General features: G+C 60.6%; 12 protein-coding genes. 8 read left to right on the top strand and 4 right to left on the bottom strand.

The features are described from left to right. Window positions 1–13: 13 nt before the first annotated feature. Window positions 14–1,018, bottom strand: a complete 1,005-nt coding sequence (gap, locus tag AC13CN_RS17050) for a type I glyceraldehyde-3-phosphate dehydrogenase (RefSeq protein WP_044629385.1) — start codon at window positions 1,016–1,018, stop codon at window positions 14–16. A gap of 243 nt (window positions 1,019–1,261) precedes the next feature. Here gap and pyk point away from each other — a divergent pair, with 243 nt between their 5' ends. Together pyk and AC13CN_RS17040 are read left to right on the top strand one after the other, a co-directional pair. Next, window positions 1,262–2,728, top strand: a complete 1,467-nt coding sequence (gene pyk / locus AC13CN_RS17045) for a pyruvate kinase (protein ID WP_253557060.1) — start codon at window positions 1,262–1,264, stop codon at window positions 2,726–2,728. 54 nt (window positions 2,729–2,782) lie between these two features. Beyond that, on the top strand, window positions 2,783–3,259 hold the full coding sequence (locus AC13CN_RS17040; protein ID WP_044629387.1) for a methylglyoxal synthase: 477 nt from the start codon (window positions 2,783–2,785) through the stop codon (window positions 3,257–3,259). 18 nt (window positions 3,260–3,277) lie between these two features. Here AC13CN_RS17040 and cra read toward each other — a convergent pair whose 3' ends face one another. Continuing rightward, on the bottom strand, window positions 3,278–4,252 hold the full coding sequence (cra, locus tag AC13CN_RS17035) for a catabolite repressor/activator (protein WP_044629388.1): 975 nt from the start codon (window positions 4,250–4,252) through the stop codon (window positions 3,278–3,280). Between the two features lie 237 nt (window positions 4,253–4,489). Between cra and ptsP the strand changes: the two genes are divergently transcribed. The 6 genes from ptsP (at window position 4,490) to AC13CN_RS17005 (ending at window position 13,563) form a co-directional block, all read left to right on the top strand. Beyond that, window positions 4,490–7,360, top strand: coding sequence for a phosphoenolpyruvate--protein phosphotransferase (gene ptsP, locus AC13CN_RS17030; RefSeq protein WP_253557059.1), 2,871 nt, complete (start codon window positions 4,490–4,492; stop codon window positions 7,358–7,360). Further along, window positions 7,360–8,331: a 1-phosphofructokinase gene (gene pfkB / locus AC13CN_RS17025; RefSeq protein ID WP_253557058.1), complete on the top strand. Its 972-nt coding sequence runs from the start codon at window positions 7,360–7,362 to the stop codon at window positions 8,329–8,331. Before ptsP ends, pfkB begins: the two co-directional genes overlap by 1 nt. Beyond that, window positions 8,328–10,067 carry a PTS fructose-like transporter subunit IIB gene (locus tag AC13CN_RS17020; protein ID WP_253557057.1) on the top strand — a complete coding sequence of 580 codons (1,740 nt, stop codon included), beginning with the start codon at window positions 8,328–8,330 and terminating at the stop codon, window positions 10,065–10,067. Before pfkB ends, AC13CN_RS17020 begins: the two co-directional genes overlap by 4 nt. A gap of 224 nt (window positions 10,068–10,291) precedes the next feature. Then, window positions 10,292–11,959 (top strand): glucose-6-phosphate isomerase, encoded by a 1,668-nt coding sequence (gene pgi / locus AC13CN_RS17015; protein WP_044629392.1) that lies wholly within the window; start codon window positions 10,292–10,294, stop codon window positions 11,957–11,959. A 192-nt stretch (window positions 11,960–12,151) separates the two neighbouring features. Beyond that, entirely contained in the window at window positions 12,152–13,231 is a 1,080-nt protein-coding gene (locus tag AC13CN_RS17010; protein ID WP_253557056.1) for a PA0069 family radical SAM protein, read from the top strand. A 38-nt stretch (window positions 13,232–13,269) separates the two neighbouring features. Further along, window positions 13,270–13,563 (top strand): winged helix-turn-helix domain-containing protein, encoded by a 294-nt coding sequence (locus AC13CN_RS17005; protein WP_228168834.1) that lies wholly within the window; start codon window positions 13,270–13,272, stop codon window positions 13,561–13,563. Here the strand turns inward: AC13CN_RS17005 and AC13CN_RS17000 are convergent. Both AC13CN_RS17000 and AC13CN_RS16995 read right to left on the bottom strand, forming a co-directional pair. Beyond that, the gene (locus AC13CN_RS17000) at window positions 13,484–15,739 is read right to left on the bottom strand and encodes a heavy metal translocating P-type ATPase (RefSeq protein ID WP_253557065.1); all 2,256 of its coding nucleotides are present in this window, start codon (window positions 15,737–15,739) and stop codon (window positions 13,484–13,486) included. The two genes, AC13CN_RS17005 and AC13CN_RS17000, sit on opposite strands and share 80 nt — an antisense overlap. A gap of 56 nt (window positions 15,740–15,795) precedes the next feature. Next, window positions 15,796–16,140, bottom strand: coding sequence for a hypothetical protein (locus AC13CN_RS16995; protein WP_253557055.1), 345 nt, complete (start codon window positions 16,138–16,140; stop codon window positions 15,796–15,798). Between the last annotated feature and the right edge of the window lies 1 nt (window position 16,141).

Here is a 16,141-nt window from a genome sequence, read left to right as displayed (position 1 = left end):
GATCAAACAGGAGTTATTTGGCGGTTTTCTGCATCGCGATGGCGGTATCCAACATACGGTTGGAGAAGCCCCACTCGTTGTCGTACCACGCCATGATCTTCACCAGACGACCATTAACGCGAGTATGGTTAGCGTCAAAGGTAGACGAGTGCGCATCGTGATTGAAGTCGATAGACACCAGCGGCTGGGCGTTGACGGCCAAGACCGGGGAGTTTGCGGCGGCTTTCTCGACAATCGCGTTGATCTCTTCTTTGGTGGTATCACGACCCGCAGTAAAGGTTAGATCCACCAGAGAAACGTTGATCACCGGCACGCGCACGGCCAGGCCATCGAACTTACCCGCTAGCTCCGGCAGTACCAAACCCACGGCTGCCGCCGCGCCGGTTTTGGTCGGAATCATGGAGTGGGTGGCACTACGCGCACGGTAGGGGTCGGAGTGATACACATCCGACAGGTTCTGGTCGTTGGTGTAAGCGTGAACGGTAGTCATCAGGCCGTTTTCGATACCGACTGCATCGTTCAGCGCTTTAGCGACCGGAGCCAAGCAGTTGGTGGTGCAGGAAGCATTTGATACCACGGTGTGCTCGGCGGTCAAAATGTCGTCATTCACACCGTAAACGATAGTGGCATCCGCATCCGGGCTAGGCGCAGAAATCAGTACGCGCTTTGCGCCTGCAGCAATATGCTTGGCCGCCGCTTCGCGCTTGGTAAACAGACCGGTACACTCCATGACGAGGTCAATATTCATAGAGGCCCAGGGCAGGTTGGCCGGATCGCGCTCAGAAGAGATCACAATACGATCCCCATCCACGCTGATGCTCTCTGCATCGTGCTCGACCGCAAATGGGAAATGGCCGTGAACGGTATCGTGGCGCAGCAGATGGGAGTTTAGGGAAGGGTCGCCCAGATCGTTAATCGCAACCACCTGAACGCGATCACGGTAGCCATTTTCGTACAGCGCACGCAGTACGTTACGGCCAATCCGTCCAAATCCGTTAATGGCAACTCTTATTGTCATGGTAGCACCTCAATCAAGCAGTGGTCGTAGATGGCGTATCCAGTAAAAAAATTACTAAAAATACGTATTTAGTCACCTATAGGCCGATTAAAACCTGCCATAACCGCCCCTAAAGGCTAATAACTATCCAATATGTAGTAAAATTACTATATAAAGGCTATCGTAGTCCAATACTTAATCAACGATTCATCAGCCCTTTTTATAGTCTATGTTCAGCCCACGCTGCTCATTAGGAGTACCACTATGACACGCGCAACGTCCCCAACCCCCCTTCGTCGTACCAAAATCGTCGCCACGCTTGGCCCAGCCAGTGACCGCCCCGGGGTGTTGGAAGCCATGCTAAAAGCGGGCGTTGACGTGGTGCGGCTGAATTTCTCCCACGGCTCTGCTGATGATCATCGCCGCCGCCTCACCGAAGTACGCGAGATTGCTCAGCGCTTAGGCCGCAGCGTAGCGGCACTGGGCGACTTGCAAGGCCCTAAAATTCGCATTTCCCGCTTCAAAGAAGGCGCTATCCACTTAGACATCGGCCAAGTGTTTGTGCTCGATATGGCTATGGATGCCAATAGCGGCACCGCCGAACGCGTCGGCTGCGACTACAAAGCGCTCATCGATGACGTCGCCCCCGGCGACCGTCTGCTGCTGGACGATGGTCGCGTCGTGCTGGACGTCACGTCTATCGTTGGGCAAGAAGTTCACACCCGAGTTCACGTGGGTGGCAAACTGTCCAACAATAAAGGCATCAACAAGCAAGGCGGCGGCCTTTCCGCCCCAGCGCTGACCGATAAGGATAAAGAAGACCTGAAAACCGCCATCGAGATTGGTGTGGATTACCTCGCCGTTTCGTTCCCACGCAGCGCCGCCGACATGCAGGAAGCGCGTGCTCTACTGGGCGACGAGGGCAAAGAGATCGGGCTGGTGGCGAAATTGGAGCGTGCCGAGGCCGTTGCCAACGACGAAACTCTAGACGCCATCATCGAAGCGTCAGAAGCAGTCATGGTCGCTCGCGGCGACCTGGGCGTAGAGATTGGCGATGAGGCGCTGATCGGCACGCAAAAGCGCATTATCAAGCATGCTCGCTCACTAAATCGTGCGGTGATTACGGCTACGCAGATGATGGAGTCGATGATCGAATCGCCGCTCCCTACCCGTGCGGAAGTCTTCGACGTGGCTAACGCCGTGCTCGACGCCACCGATGCGGTGATGCTCTCTGCGGAAACGGCGGCAGGCGATTATCCGGTGGAAACCGTTGAAGCCATGGACCGTGTTTGCCTGGGCGCCGAGCGGGAGCGCATTGCTCAAGCCTCCGGCCACCGCATCCATGAAGGCTTCGAGCGGATCGATGAAACCATTGCGCTCTCCGCCATGTACGCCGCCAACCATCTGACCGGTGTACGCGCCATTGCCTGCATGACCTCCACCGGCTACACGCCGCTGATTGCCTCGCGCATTCGGTCGGGCCTGCCAATCGTAGGCTTGGCCCATAGCCCCATCGCCCAGCGGCGCATGGCGCTTTACCGCGGCGTGGTCTCGCTTCCATTCGATACCACGCACATGGAGCCGACCGAAGTGAACCAGGAAGCCATCAAGCTGCTGAAGGCCCATGGATTGGCACGCCCAGGCGAGCATGTCATTCTTACTCGCGGCGACCACATGAATGCCCACGGTGGCACCAACACCATGAAAGTACTGGCCGTTGACGCCGAGTAACTAACCGCCTCGCCGCACTATCAATAATAAGCGAATGACCAGGAGAGCCATGCCATGAACGATGCCCGCCCACCCCGCCAAGCCGTGCGCACGCTGCAACCGCGCAAGCGTATTGCGCTGATTGCCCACGATGGCAAAAAAACCGAGATGCTGGAGTGGGCGACGCGCTGGCAAGACACACTCAGCCAGCACACGCTGATTGGCACAGGCACTACCGCCGGGCGGCTGAAAACCGCCCTGGGGCTAGAAGTGGAAGGCTTAATGAGCGGGCCGCTAGGCGGCGACCAGCAGATCGGGGCGCGTATCGCCGAGCAGCAGCTCGACGTATTGATCTTCTTCTGGGACCCCTTTGCACCGCAGCCCCACGACCCGGATGTGAAAGCGCTGCTGCGCCTTGCCGCGCTATGGAACGTGCCGGTAGCGTGTAATGCGGCCAGCGCCGACTTTCTGCTCTCCTCGCCCTATCTTAGCGAACGATATGATATGTCGATTCCAGACGCCAACGCCTGGGCACAGGCACGCACGGTATAAACCGCGCGCCGCCTGCGCTCAGCGAGTACGCAGGCGGCGCGCGACCACCTGCTGCCCGCATTGATAGCTTCCGTTCATTGCGCCCAGCGCGCACTGAAGCGTCAGCTCGGCGATGCGGTCATAATCCTGCAGCGCCGAATTAACCGGCTGGGGCAGAAAATCTAACAGGCGGTGGTCACCAAAAGTGGCTAACCGCAGCGTCTCCGGCAGCCCCCCCTGGGCAAGCAGCTCATCAAACACACCTTCCATGAGCGCGTAGGAGGCCGTGACCAGCGCATCTACCTCGCCTGCAGCAAAGAGCTGTTGCGCCAGTTCAACGCCCACATCCCGCTCGTAGCGCCCACCACTAAAGGTAACGGCTTCAACCCCCGTCCCTTCCAGTGCGGCAAAAAAGCCCGCACGCCGCTCACGACTCACCGAGAGTTCGGGCATGGCATCCAACCAGGCAATGCGCCGTGTTGAGCCATCCATCACCGAGCGCGTCAGCGCGTAAGCCGCCTTTTGGTCATTGCTCACCACGCTGGCAAAACGCTCGGGGGTCAGGCCACGGTCCATCCCAACGACGCTCCAGCCTTCGTCGGCCAAATCCGTATAAAAGGTGTCGTTTTCCGGCAGGCAGCTGGCGGTAATCAGCACCTCACAGCGCTGGGCACGCAGCGCCAAGGCCAGCGTGCGCTCACTATCCGCGCAGTCATCGGAACTCACCACCAACAGCTGGTAGCCGCGCTCGCGAGCACCGCGTTCCAGGCGTTTGGCGAGGCGCGCGTAGCTGATGTTTTCCAAATCCGGCACGATCAAACCGATCAACCGGCTAGCGCCCCGGCGCAGCGCGGCTGCCTGGGGGTCAATGTGATAGCGGTGCTGACGCACCACAGCCATCACTTTATCGATGGTAGCTGAACTAATGCGCCGCTGTTCAGCCTGGCCGTTGATTACATAGCTTGCCGTGGTGCGCGAAACCCCGGCGAGCCGGGCAATATCGGCAAGTGTCATGCTGGTTTCTCCCTAAATGAAGACGGCAGTTTAGCAGCCGTTTTACCCTCTTCAGACAAAAGTCTAAAGAAACAACCCTTGTGCCAAAAAGTGAATCGATTCAGCATAGCCAACTAACCACAGGTGACACGATTCATCCAGCTAACCTTAACGATCTACGACTAACGTTTTATGCGCGCACTTTCGCCGCCAATCGCAGACGTTGCCGTTGCCTGACCGCGTTTACAGGAGACCCCTATGTTGACACTCGGCCCCGATGACATCTTGCTCGACCGCCACGCGGACAACTGGCAAGCTGCGCTCGACAGCGCCGCCAACGCTCTGGCAGAGGCTGGCTTGGTTGCGGCCGAGTATCGCGATGGCCTCCACGCCCGCGAAGCGCAGTCCTCAACGTACCTAGGCAACGCCATTGCCATTCCCCACGGCACTCCTGAAAGCCGCCATCACGTCAAACGTACCGGCGTACGGGTGCTGCAGTTCCCTAAAGGGGTGCAGTGGCACGACGGCCACACCGTACATGTGCTGGTCACCATTGCGGCACAAAACGACGAGCACCTAGATATTCTGCGCCAGCTTACCCACGTTCTCGACCGCGACGGCGTAGCAACCGAATTAGCCCGCGCCAGCTCCGCCGCCGATGTTGCGCGCCTGCTCTCGAAGCCGTCCTTAGCGCCGCGTCTGGATGCCGATACGCTATGTGTTAACTTTCCCGCCCGCGACCCGCAGGAGCTGGCCCTGGCGGCGGCAGCGCGGCTGCGTCAAAGCGGCTGCGTGGATAACGGTTTTATTAGTGCCGTGGCGAGCGCCCAGCCCCAGTGGTTGGGCAAAGGCCTATGGCTTTCAAGCCACGCCCAAGGGGTGAACCAGCCCGCACTAGGCGTGGCGACCCCCGCCGATGGCACCATCGAACACGGCGGCCATCCGGTTCATGCGCTGTTCTGCTTGGCCGCCAGCGGCGATGCCCACCGGCCGCTGCTCGAACAGTTGATGGCGGTACTAGAGAACGGCGAAAGCGACAGCTTTGTGGGCAAAAATAGCGCCCAACTGCTGGCAGCGCTGGCCGGTGAAACCGCCAGCACCCAAACCCGCCGCGTGCGCGTTCTGAACCCCCACGGCCTGCACGCCCGCCCGGCCAAACAGCTGGTACAGATCGCTCGTGCCCAGCCCATGCCCATCAACGTACGCCTGGAAGAGGGCAGCGCCACCACGGTATCTGCTGCCAGCTTGACCAAAGTGATTGGCCTGGGTGCACGCCGTGGCCAATGGCTGATCTTCTCTGCCGAGGGCGAACAGGCAAGCGCCGCGTTAGACGCCATTGCCGCCGCCGTCGAGAGTGGCTTGGGTGAGAAAGTCACGCCCTTCGATGGCGGTCGCGACGCGGCCCCAGCCGCTAGCACCAGTAAGCCCGCCGTTGAGCCGCTGGCCGCTGACACGCCGCACACCGGTGTAGCAGCCTCGCCAGGCTTGGCGATTGCGCCGGTGTTCGTCATTCGTCCGATGCAGTTCGACTATCCTGAGCACGCCAATCAGCCCGACGACGAGATCGCCCGCCTGGAGGCAGCGCTGAAAGAAGGGGCTGCCCAGCTTCAGGCGCTGGTACACAAAGCGCCCGGCGGCGAAGTCGCCGACATTCTCTCCATGCACGAAGAGATGCTCGACGACCCCGAACTGCACCAGGCGGCGATTGACGCCATCCGCGAAAGCCGCTCGGCGGAAGCGGGCTGGTGGGAAGCTATCGACACCGCCGCCCACGCCCAAGAGATGCTGGCCGACCGGCTGCTGGCCGAACGCGCCGCCGACCTGCGCGATGTCGGCCGCCGCGTGCTCGGCGTGCTTTGCGACGTCAGCCTGCCCGAGCCGCCCGAGCACCCCTATATTTTGGTGATGGACGATATCGGCCCCTCCGATGTGGCCCGCCTGGATACCTCCCGCGTGCGTGGCCTGCTGACCGTGCGCGGCGGCGCCACCGCCCACAGCGCGATTTTGGCCCGTGCGCTGGGCATTCCTGCCGTCGTAGGCGCCGGTGAAGCGGTCATGGCGCTACACAACGGCGGCATGATGATTCTGGATGGCGAGCGCGGCCGTGTAACTTCGCAGCCGTCTGAAGAGCGCCTGCGCCGCGCCGAGCAGCAGTTGCTCGACCAGCAGCAGCGTGAAGCGGACGCCTGGGAGCTACGCTTCGAGCAGGCGCAAACCCGCGACGGCCACCGGGTTGAGGTTGCTGCCAACCTGGGCAACACCGCCCACGCCGCCGATGCGGTAGAGCGCGGCGCGGAAGGGGTCGGCCTTTTGCGCACCGAGTTCCTGTTTATGGCCTACTCCAGCGCGCCGGATCTCGCCACGCAAATCGCCGAATACCGTGAAGCCACCGATGCCCTCGACGGCCGCCCGCTCGTCGCCCGCACCCTGGACGTCGGCGGCGACAAGCCGCTGCCCTACTGGCCGGTGCCCCAGGAAGACAACCCCTTCCTCGGCCTGCGCGGTATTCGCTTAGCGCTGACCCAACCAGAAGTGTTGGAAACCCAGATTCGCGCGCTGCTGATGGCCGCCGTCGGTAAACCGCTACGCATTATGCTGCCGATGGTCAAAGACGTGGCCGAGTTCCGCGCGGCGAAGGCGATTTACGACCGCCTGCTCAACGAGATCTCCCCGCAGCAGCGCGCTACCGATGTACAGCTTGGCGTGATGATCGAAGTCCCTTCCAGCGCTCTGCTAGCACCGACGCTGGCCGCCGAGGTCGACTTCTTCTCAGTCGGTACCAACGACTTAACCCAGTACACCCTCGCGATTGATCGCGGCCACCCAGAGCTATCCGCTCAAGCCGATGGCCTGCACCCAGCGGTACTGCGGTTGATCCAAATGACCGTCGAAGCCGCCCACGCTCACGGCAAATGGGTCGGTGTTTGCGGCGAGCTGGCTTCTGATGCCATGGCCGTACCGGTTCTGGTGGGCTTAGGTGTCGATGAACTCTCCGTCAGCGCACGCCAAATCCCGCTGGTCAAAGCCCGCCTGCGCGAGTTTGATCTTGCCCAAGCCCAGGCCAGCGCCCAGTTAGCGCTGAGCAAAGCCACTAGCGATGAAGTCCGCGACGCCCTGGAGGCCAGCTGATGGCAAGAGTTGTCTGTATTACGCTCAACCCAGCGCTGGATCTCGCCTTCAACCTGGATGCGCTGACGCTGGGGCATGTCAACCGCCCCACCGGCGCGCAGCTGGAAGCCGCAGGTAAAGGTGTGAACGTCGCGCGGGTGTTGGCAAGTTTAGGTCACGAGGTGATCGTCAGCGGCTTCTTGGGCGAAGAGAACGACGCCCCGTTCAGCCTCGCCTTCCCCCGTTACGGCGTTGAAGATGCCTTTGTGCGGGTGCCGGGCAACACGCGCATCAATGCCAAACTGGCCGAGCAGAGCGGTCGGGTGACCGATATCAACAGCCCCGGCATGCCCATCGAAGCCGCCCATCTGGAGGCTTTACGCACCACGTTAAGCGGCCTGTTTGAAGGTAGCGCGCCGCCTGAGGCTGTGGTGATCGCAGGCAGCCTGCCTCCCGGCATCGACCAACCCGCGTTTGGCGAGCTGCTTGCCTTCCTGAAAGGTTTCGGGGTGCCGCTGTGGGTGGATACCAGCGGCCCGGCACTGCTCACGGCGATTGCCGCGCAGCCTGCCGCCGTAAAACCCAACGAAACCGAGCTGGCCGACTGGGCAGGAAGCGCGCTCGATACCGAACAGCAGCGCCAAGCCGCCGCCGAGCGGCTGCACGCCAGCGGCATCGAACACGCGCTGATTTCCGCAGGTGCCGATGGCGTTTTATGGGTAAGCCAGCACGGCACTTGGCAATCCACGCCACCGACCGTCACTGCCACCAATACCGTTTGCGCGGGCGACACCTTTGTGGCGGGCATGCTGCATGGACTGCTGAGCCAGCATACACCCGTCGATACGCTTCGTTTCGCCACGGCGCTTTCTGCCGAAGCGGTACGCCATGTTGGCGTAGGCACTTCCCACGCCGATGATTTTGACTCACTCCAACAACAGACCCGGGTACGGCGTCTTGACGACACCCACACCGAGGGAGCCACGCGATGAACCTGATCCTGATTACCGCCTGCCCCAGCGGCATGGCGACCACTTTCCTGGCCGCCAAGCGCCTAGAGCAAGCCGCCATGCGGCTGGGCTGGAACGTTCATGTAGAGATGCACGGTGAGATTGCGCCACTGCAAGCCGCCAGCGCCGAGCAGATTGCTAACGCCGATTTGATCGTCGTGGCTGCCGACCACGTGCCCGCCCCAGAGCGTTTCGAGGGCAAGCGGCTGTTCCAGGCTCCTATTGCCAGCGCCCTGCCCGACCCCAGCGCCTTCTTAAGCCAAGCTAAGCGGGAAGCGCCGATCTACAGTGCCCCAGCAGCCACAGCAGCTGCCCCGACTAACAGTGCGGGCGGCAAAAAAATCGTTGCCGTCACCGCCTGCCCCACCGGTGTTGCCCACACCTTTATGGCCGCCGAAGCGCTGACCGAAGCGGGTAAGGCCATGGGCCACCAGATTCGCGTGGAAACCCAAGGCTCCGTGGGCGCGCAAAACAAACTCACGGAAGCGGAAATCGCCGACGCGGACGTGGTCGTATTGGCCTGCGACATCGAAGTGGAGCCGTCACGCTTTGCGGGTAAACGGGTTTATCGCACCTCTACCGGCAACGCGCTGAAAAAGCCGCGCCCGACCCTGGAGGCTGCCTTTACCGATGCCGCTGTGGAAGACGGCACCAGCGCCGCCAGCAGCAGCGCCACCGCCAAAAAAGGCATGAAAGAGAAAGGCGTCTATAAACACCTGCTGACCGGTGTTTCCTTTATGCTGCCCATGGTGGTGGCGGGTGGCTTGTTAATAGCCCTCTCGTTCGTGTTCGGTATCGAAGCGTTCCAGGAAGAGGGCACCCTGGCCGCTGCGCTGATGCAGATTGGTGGCGGCACGGCCTTCGCGCTGATGATTCCCGTTCTGGCGGGTTACATCGCCTACTCCATCGCCGACCGCCCCGGTATTGCCCCCGGCATGATTGGCGGTATGCTCGCCGCTGAGATTGGCTCTGGGTTTATCGGCGGTATTCTGGCCGGTTTCCTGGCGGGCTACGTGGCCCTCGCCGTCACGCGCTACGTGAAACTGCCTTCCAGCGTTGAGTCGCTCAAACCGATTCTGATCATCCCGCTGATTGCCAGCTTGGTCACCGGCCTGACGATGATCTACGTGATTGGCGAGCCGGTGGCTGCCGTGCTGAGCGCGCTCACCAGCTTCTTGGAGTCCATGGGCTCGACCAATGCCGTGCTGCTGGGCATTCTGCTCGGAGCCATGATGTGCTTTGACCTGGGTGGCCCGGTCAACAAAGCGGCCTACACCTTTGGCGTCGGCTTGTTGGCCTCTGAAACCTACGGCCCAATGGCCGCGATCATGGCGGCAGGTATGGTGCCCGCCATTGGTATGGGCATTGCCAGCTTCGTGGCGCGTAACAAGTTCTCTGCCCCCGAGCGGGAAGCGGGTAAAGCCTCGTTCGTGCTGGGCCTGTGCTTTATCAGTGAAGGCGCGATTCCCTTCGCGGCGAAAGACCCGCTGCGCGTGATTCCCGCCTGTATCGCCGGTGGCGCGGTCACGGGTGCGCTCTCCATGCTGGTGGGTGCCAAGCTGATGGCCCCCCATGGCGGTATCTTCGTGCTGCTGATTCCTAACGCCATTACTCCCGCTCTGCTTTACCTGGGCGCGATTGTGGTAGGCTCTTTGATCACCGGCCTGGGCTACGCGTTTATCAAACGTGGCGCTGCCCAAGTAGCCGTTGCCAGCTAAAAGCGGCACACTAAGGGCGAGGCAATCTCGCCCTTTTGTTTTTTAGTCAGACATTCAAAACGACCACCACCCCGCTGTTTTATTAACCATTTTTCGCTAGCTGTTGTTCTCACGCGCGCAATATGTAGTATTTTTACATAAATAACAGCGACGCCAGGGGGTCGGACACGCCCCGTTAGCGATAACGATGTAAAACAGATGTAAAAACAACAGGATCGCCCGTTATGTTTCAACTCACTCGCAGCGTTACTTGGCAGGCCCTAGAGCGCCTGCGCGATAAAACCGCCAATGACCGCATTCGTGACTACTTTACGAATGACCCGCAGCGCTTTGAAAAAATGAGCCTCCGCGTCGGCGGCCTCTTTCTAGATTACTCCAAGCATCAGGTGTCGGATGAAGTGCTGGCCAAACTGATTGAGCTAGCCGACCACTCCGCCCTGGTACAGCGCCGCGCCCAAATGTTTTCTGGCGACATTATCAACGTGACCGAGAACCGTCCGGTACTCCACACCGCGCTACGCCATCTTGGCGATGAGCCGGTGTATGTGGATGGCGAAGACGTGATGCCCGAAATCACCCGCACCCGCGAGCAGATCAAGCTGTTCTCAGAAGCGGTGCGTAGCGGCGAGTGGAAAGGCTATAACGGCCAGCGCATTAAAGACGTGGTCAATATCGGCATTGGCGGCTCGGACCTCGGCCCCAACATGGCGGTGCGTGCGCTGTTGAAGTATCGCCACCCGGAGCTGCACTTCCACTTCGTTTCCAACGTGGACGGCACCCATATTCAGAAAGTGCTCTCACGGCTCGACCCCGCCACCACGCTGTTCATCGTTTCTACCAAGACCTTCTCCACTCAGGAGACCCTGCTCAACGCCAAGACTGCGCGGCGCTGGTTCCTGGAGAACGCTGGCGAAGACGCCGACGTGGGCGCGCACTTCATTGCCGCTTCCACCAACCGCAAAGCGGCGATGGAGTTCGGTATTCGCGAAGAGAACGTGTTCGAGTTTTGGGCCTGGGTGGGCGGCCGCTACTCCATGTGGTCTTCCATCGGTTTGCCCATTGCACTCTCGATTGGCTTTGAAGGCTTTATTGAGCTGCTGGAAGGCGCCCATGAGATGGACCGGCACTTTATCGAAGCGCCTTTCGCTCAAAACATGCCGGTACTGATGGCGCTGATTGGCATCTGGTACATCAATTTTATCGGTGCGGAAACCCAGGCCATCGTGCCCTACGACCAAGCGCTGAACCAACTGCCCTCCTTCCTGCAGCAGTTGGATATGGAGTCTAACGGTAAGTCGGTAGATATTTTCGGCCACCCGGTGAACTACAAAACCGGCCCGATTGTATGGGGCCAAACCGGCTCCAACGGCCAGCACGCCTTCTTCCAGCTGCTGCACCAGGGCACCCGCTATGTGCCCATCGATTTTATCGCCTCGCTCAAGCCGGAACCGGGCGTGGAAGACCACCACTTCGCCCTGCTGACCAACATGCTGGCCCAAGCCAACGCCTTTATGGAAGGCAGCCAAGGCGACAGCAAAGAGCTTAGCCAGCTCGACCCCTATAGCTGCCCCGGCAACCGTCCCTCCAGCACCCTGCTGCTCGACGAGCTAACGCCGAAAAACCTGGGCGCGCTGATTGCGCTCTACGAGCACAAGGTGTTCGTTCAGGGCGTAATCTGGAACATCAACTCGTTCGACCAGTGGGGCGTACAGCTAGGCAAGCGCATCGCCGGTGAAATCAGCGAGCGCATCGACGCCAACGCCGCCGACTTCGACGCTTCTACGCAGGGGCTGCTTGAGCTGGTGCGTGCCCACTTTCCCACCAGCGCACGCAAAGCCGATAGCGCCGAGCCAGCAAGCAGTGATAAAAAACCGGTGCGCAAGAAGCGTTAGGATAAAAAGTAAGTAAGCACAGCGCCTTGGCAGACTACCAGGGCGCTTTTGGGTCAACGCCTATTGAGTGGCGCTCAACCGTCGACAATCGGCGTGTAGCTGGCACACCGATGCCCCTTGCTTGCAGAGCACGACAAACACCCTATACTGTATGGATAAACATATTATAGGTGGCTCAGCGCGAGGCTCCCGATGACGGCCCATAACCTTCCCCGATCCGCCGTGCATAAAGGGCGTGGTGCAACCTACGACCCACATAACCGCTTCGCCCCTACCCGCAGCGTGGCGGAGGATGACGGCTGGTGGCAAGAGGAGGCCACCACCTCGCTGGCAACAGAAGTGCGCGAGGAAGCCAGTAAAAGCGCGCTCTCTTGGAACAACTCTCCAGATTTACCCTTTGATCGTTCGCTTAACCCGTATCGCGGCTGTGAGCATGGCTGTGTCTACTGCTATGCGCGCCCGTCACACGCCTATTGGGATTTATCGCCGGGGCTGGATTTTGAAACCAAACTGATCGCCCGCCACGGGCTGGTGGAGCATTTAAAAGAGGAGCTTTGCCACCCCCACTACGTTTGCAGACCCATTAACCTCTCCGGCAATACCGACTGTTACCAGCCGCTAGAGGCCACCTACCAAACCACCCGCCGCTTGCTGGAATTGCTGTTGGCTTGCCGCCACCCGGTGACGCTAGTGACGAAAAGCACGCTAATTTTGCGGGATATCGATCTACTAGCAGAAATGGCGGAGCATCGCTTGGTGCGGGTGTTCGTGAGCTTGACCAGCCTGGACGCTAACCTAAAGCGCACGCTGGAACCCCGTGCGGCATCGCCGCAGGCGCGCCTGAAAGTGATTCGTGAGCTAAACACGGCGGGAATACCGGTGGGCACGCTGGTATCGCCGATTATTCCCGGCCTGACCGACCACGAAATTGAGCGCATTCTGGAAGCCGCCAGCCGCGCCGGGGCGCGCACCGCCACCTGGATGCTGCTAAGGCTGCCCCACGAGGTCGCGCCGCTGTTTGAAGCGTGGCTAGAAGCCCACTACCCCGAGCGCGCCGCTAAGGTAATGAGTTTGATGCGCCAGTGTCGGGGCGGTAAAACCTACGATGCTGCCTTTGGTAAGCGCTTTCGCGGCGAGGGGGTATTCGCTGACTTAATCGCCCAGCGGTTTCAGCGTGCTAGCCGCCAGTGGAACATGCAGCCACGCACCGAGCAGGGACTGAATACCCGTGATTTTCGCCCGCCCCGGGCACAGGGGGATTTATTTGATTAGACTGCAGGAATACCCATCACTAAGAAGACGCCCCCTCCATGTCGCTCAGCAAAACAAAATCCAGCTTTTACCGCCGCCTTTACGTGGCCCACTTGATTGAGCAAGGCGTGGCCAGCGTACCCGCGTTGATGGAAGCCACCGGCATGCCGAGGCGCACCGCCCAGGACACCATTACGTCCCTGGGGGAATTGGATATTGAGTGCGTGTTTGAAAAAAGCCACGGCGAGCGCCACAACATTGGCCACTACACCATTAAGCAGTGGGGCGCGATTGACCCGCACTGGGTGGCATCGAACGCTGAGCGCTTAGGGCAGGCATTGGGCTATCGCTAAGCCCCTCGTCAGGCTCTGCCCACGCAAGGCGCGCCGTGTTTAACGTCACGCTGAGCGAGCTTGCTGCCATCGCCAGCACGGCGGCCAAGGGCGGTACCGCCATCATGATCACCAGCCCAAGCGCCAGCGTGTTATAGAGTGCCGAAAACACTAGGTTTTGCACCATAACTCGGCGGGTGCGCTTCGCCAGTGCCAATAGCCTCACCACACCGCTCACCCCAGGCTGAAGCAGCTGTGCGGCGGCTCCTTCGCGGGCGGCTTCGCTGGCTTGCATAGGGGCGACGCCTACCCCGGCTTCGGCAAGGCTTAAGCTATCGTTCACCCCGTCGCCCACATAGAGCGTGGGCGATGGCAGCGCTTTGAGTAGTGCCGCTTTGGCTTCCGGCGAACGCTGGGCGTAGCAGGCGGTTTTTGCTAACCCTACCTGCTGGCCAAGCCAGCCCACCGGCCCCTGGCGGTCGCCGCTGATCAGCGCCACGATGTACCCTGAGCGCTGTAGTTCGGCAAGGCTTGCTTTCGCATCGCTCACCGGCTGGTCGGCACAGTAAAGCGTGGCGAGCCAACCGCGGCTGTTGGCCACTACCACCTGTGAAGCAAAGGCGTAGTCAGGGTGTTGGGCGTTATCTGGCAAGGGTGTGCCAAGCTGCTGCTCTATCCATGCGGCGCTACCTAACCACCACTGCTCTCCGTTTTGAAACGTTACTTGCAGGCCTTTGCCGGGATGCTCCTCAAGATGAAGTACGTTATGAAATACTTTATGAAGCGCTTTGGGCGGCGTTGCTGTTTCAGCCTTGTTCACCCAGTCCAGCAAACCGCTGGCTAGTGGGTGTTCGCTTTGGCTAACGGCGCTGTGCAGCATCGCCTGAAACATCGTGAGATCTTCGCCCTGGCGCAGCGCGGCGTGCACTACCTGATACTGCCCACGGGTGAGCGTACCGGTTTTATCAAAGGCAATACCACGTACTTTCGCCAGGGTTTCAAAAGCGGCAGGGTCGCGAAGCGCAATGCCCTGCTGTAACGCTTGGCTGCTACCGGCAAGGCTTGCCAGCGGAACCGCCAGCCCAACCGCGCAGGGGCAAGCCACCACCAAAACAGACAGCGCACGCACAGCAGCGTCTTCCAGCCCAAGGCCCAATAGCAACCCGAGTGGGAGTGTCAGCACAGCCAGCAGCAGCGCTACGGGGCTTAGCCATGAGGCAAAGCGGTCGGCCAGCTTATGCAATTCGCCCTTTTTTGCCTGGGCGCGGCGCATTTGCTCGCACAGTTTATCCACCCGCCGCTGGCCGACGGTAGCCGTCACAGCCACCTTCAAAGGCGCTGCGTTTAGCCCCGCCGCATAGCGGCAGCCCGCATAGACCCGCTGCCCAGCATGCAGGTAACGGGGCACGCTTTCCCCAGTGAGCGTGGCGGTGTCCAGCCAGCCGGGCGTTTCCAGCAGGCCATCCAAGGGCACCTGCTCACCAGGAGGCACTTCAATCACAGCTCCTATGGAGACTTCCCCAACGGGCTGCATGTCGCGCTGCCCGCCTTGGCAAACCACCACATCAGCCTCCGGCAGCCTTAGTGCATCAAAGGCTTTAAGCCCCCGCTGCCTGCACAGGGTTTCGACCAGCCGGCCCACCAGAAGCAGCACAATCAGCATCACCGCAGTATCGAAATAGACCTCAGCAGAGCCGCGCAGCAGCAGCCCTACCGATACCGCCATGGCGCCAAGCACACCCAGGCTTACCAATACATCCATGCCGGGGCGTCGGGCCAATAGCGTGCGCCACCCCGCTCGGTAAAACGGCAGGCCGGAATAGAGCACGACGGGTAGTGAAAAGGCACCGGCCACCCAAGCAACGACCAGCTCTATGGTGGCATTGGGCAGCGCGCCCACGTAGATCAGCAGCGACGCCAGCATGGTCCACATACCCAACACTGCACCTACAATCAGGCGCAGCATGAGGTAGCGGCTCTCTTGGGCTAAGCGCTGCTGGGCATCTTGCACTGGCTCTAGCTCGCTCAGCCGATAGCCCAGCCGCTTCACCACGGGGGCTAGCACCGCCAACTGGGTTGCTGCGGGAGCGCCGTTTACCCATACCGTTGCAGTAGGGTAATGAACGCTGGCCTGCGCGACTCCCGGCACGCGGGCTAGCGCGCCCTCTACCGCCAGCGCACAGCTGGTGCACCACATGCCATGAAGCGTATAGAGCGGCACCTCTTGCTTGGTAGAAACGTGTTCGGCCTCGGTTACAGGCAAGGCGGCACACCTATGATCGGCAGCCCCGCAAACGCCACCCCAAAGGCCGAGAACAGGTAGAGCCAACCGGATACCACCGCATGGAAGCGCTGTCGCCCCTGGTGCTGTTTGGCCGTGCGACAGCTTCCCCAGCCCAACAGCACAAGCCCAGCAGCACAGAGAAGGGTAAAACCGCCCAGGGCTACGTTGAGTAGCGTGAGTGATCTTGCCTCGGGCGGCGGTGGATTTACCGCACAGGCCACCGATAGGCCGCTATACACGGCCACAAACCAAACGCTCCAGAGCGTTAGCCCCACTATCAAATGGATAGGGTGGGTAAAGTTAAGTCGTTCCATC

Source organism: Vreelandella sp. L-25, assembly GCF_056857535.1.
This window is presented reverse-complemented; position numbering and strand designations above follow the sequence as displayed.

Excerpts from the sequence above, each read along its gene's own strand:
- AC13CN_RS16995 (WP_253557055.1), bottom strand. The coding sequence starts at position 16,140 with ATGGAACGACTTAACTTTACCCACCCTATCCATTTGATAGTGGGGCTA.
- ptsP (WP_253557059.1), top strand. The coding sequence starts at position 4,490 with ATGTTGACACTCGGCCCCGATGACATCTTGCTCGACCGCCACGCGGAC.
- pyk (WP_253557060.1), top strand. The coding sequence starts at position 1,262 with ATGACACGCGCAACGTCCCCAACCCCCCTTCGTCGTACCAAAATCGTC.
- pgi (WP_044629392.1), top strand. The coding sequence starts at position 10,292 with ATGTTTCAACTCACTCGCAGCGTTACTTGGCAGGCCCTAGAGCGCCTG.
- AC13CN_RS17010 (WP_253557056.1), top strand. The coding sequence starts at position 12,152 with ATGACGGCCCATAACCTTCCCCGATCCGCCGTGCATAAAGGGCGTGGT.
- AC13CN_RS17020 (WP_253557057.1), top strand. The coding sequence starts at position 8,328 with ATGAACCTGATCCTGATTACCGCCTGCCCCAGCGGCATGGCGACCACT.
- AC13CN_RS17040 (WP_044629387.1), top strand. The coding sequence starts at position 2,783 with ATGAACGATGCCCGCCCACCCCGCCAAGCCGTGCGCACGCTGCAACCG.
- pfkB (WP_253557058.1), top strand. The coding sequence starts at position 7,360 with ATGGCAAGAGTTGTCTGTATTACGCTCAACCCAGCGCTGGATCTCGCC.
- cra (WP_044629388.1), bottom strand. The coding sequence starts at position 4,252 with ATGACACTTGCCGATATTGCCCGGCTCGCCGGGGTTTCGCGCACCACG.
- gap (WP_044629385.1), bottom strand. The coding sequence starts at position 1,018 with ATGACAATAAGAGTTGCCATTAACGGATTTGGACGGATTGGCCGTAAC.
- AC13CN_RS17000 (WP_253557065.1), bottom strand. The coding sequence starts at position 15,739 with ATGTGGTGCACCAGCTGTGCGCTGGCGGTAGAGGGCGCGCTAGCCCGC.
- AC13CN_RS17005 (WP_228168834.1), top strand. The coding sequence starts at position 13,270 with ATGTCGCTCAGCAAAACAAAATCCAGCTTTTACCGCCGCCTTTACGTG.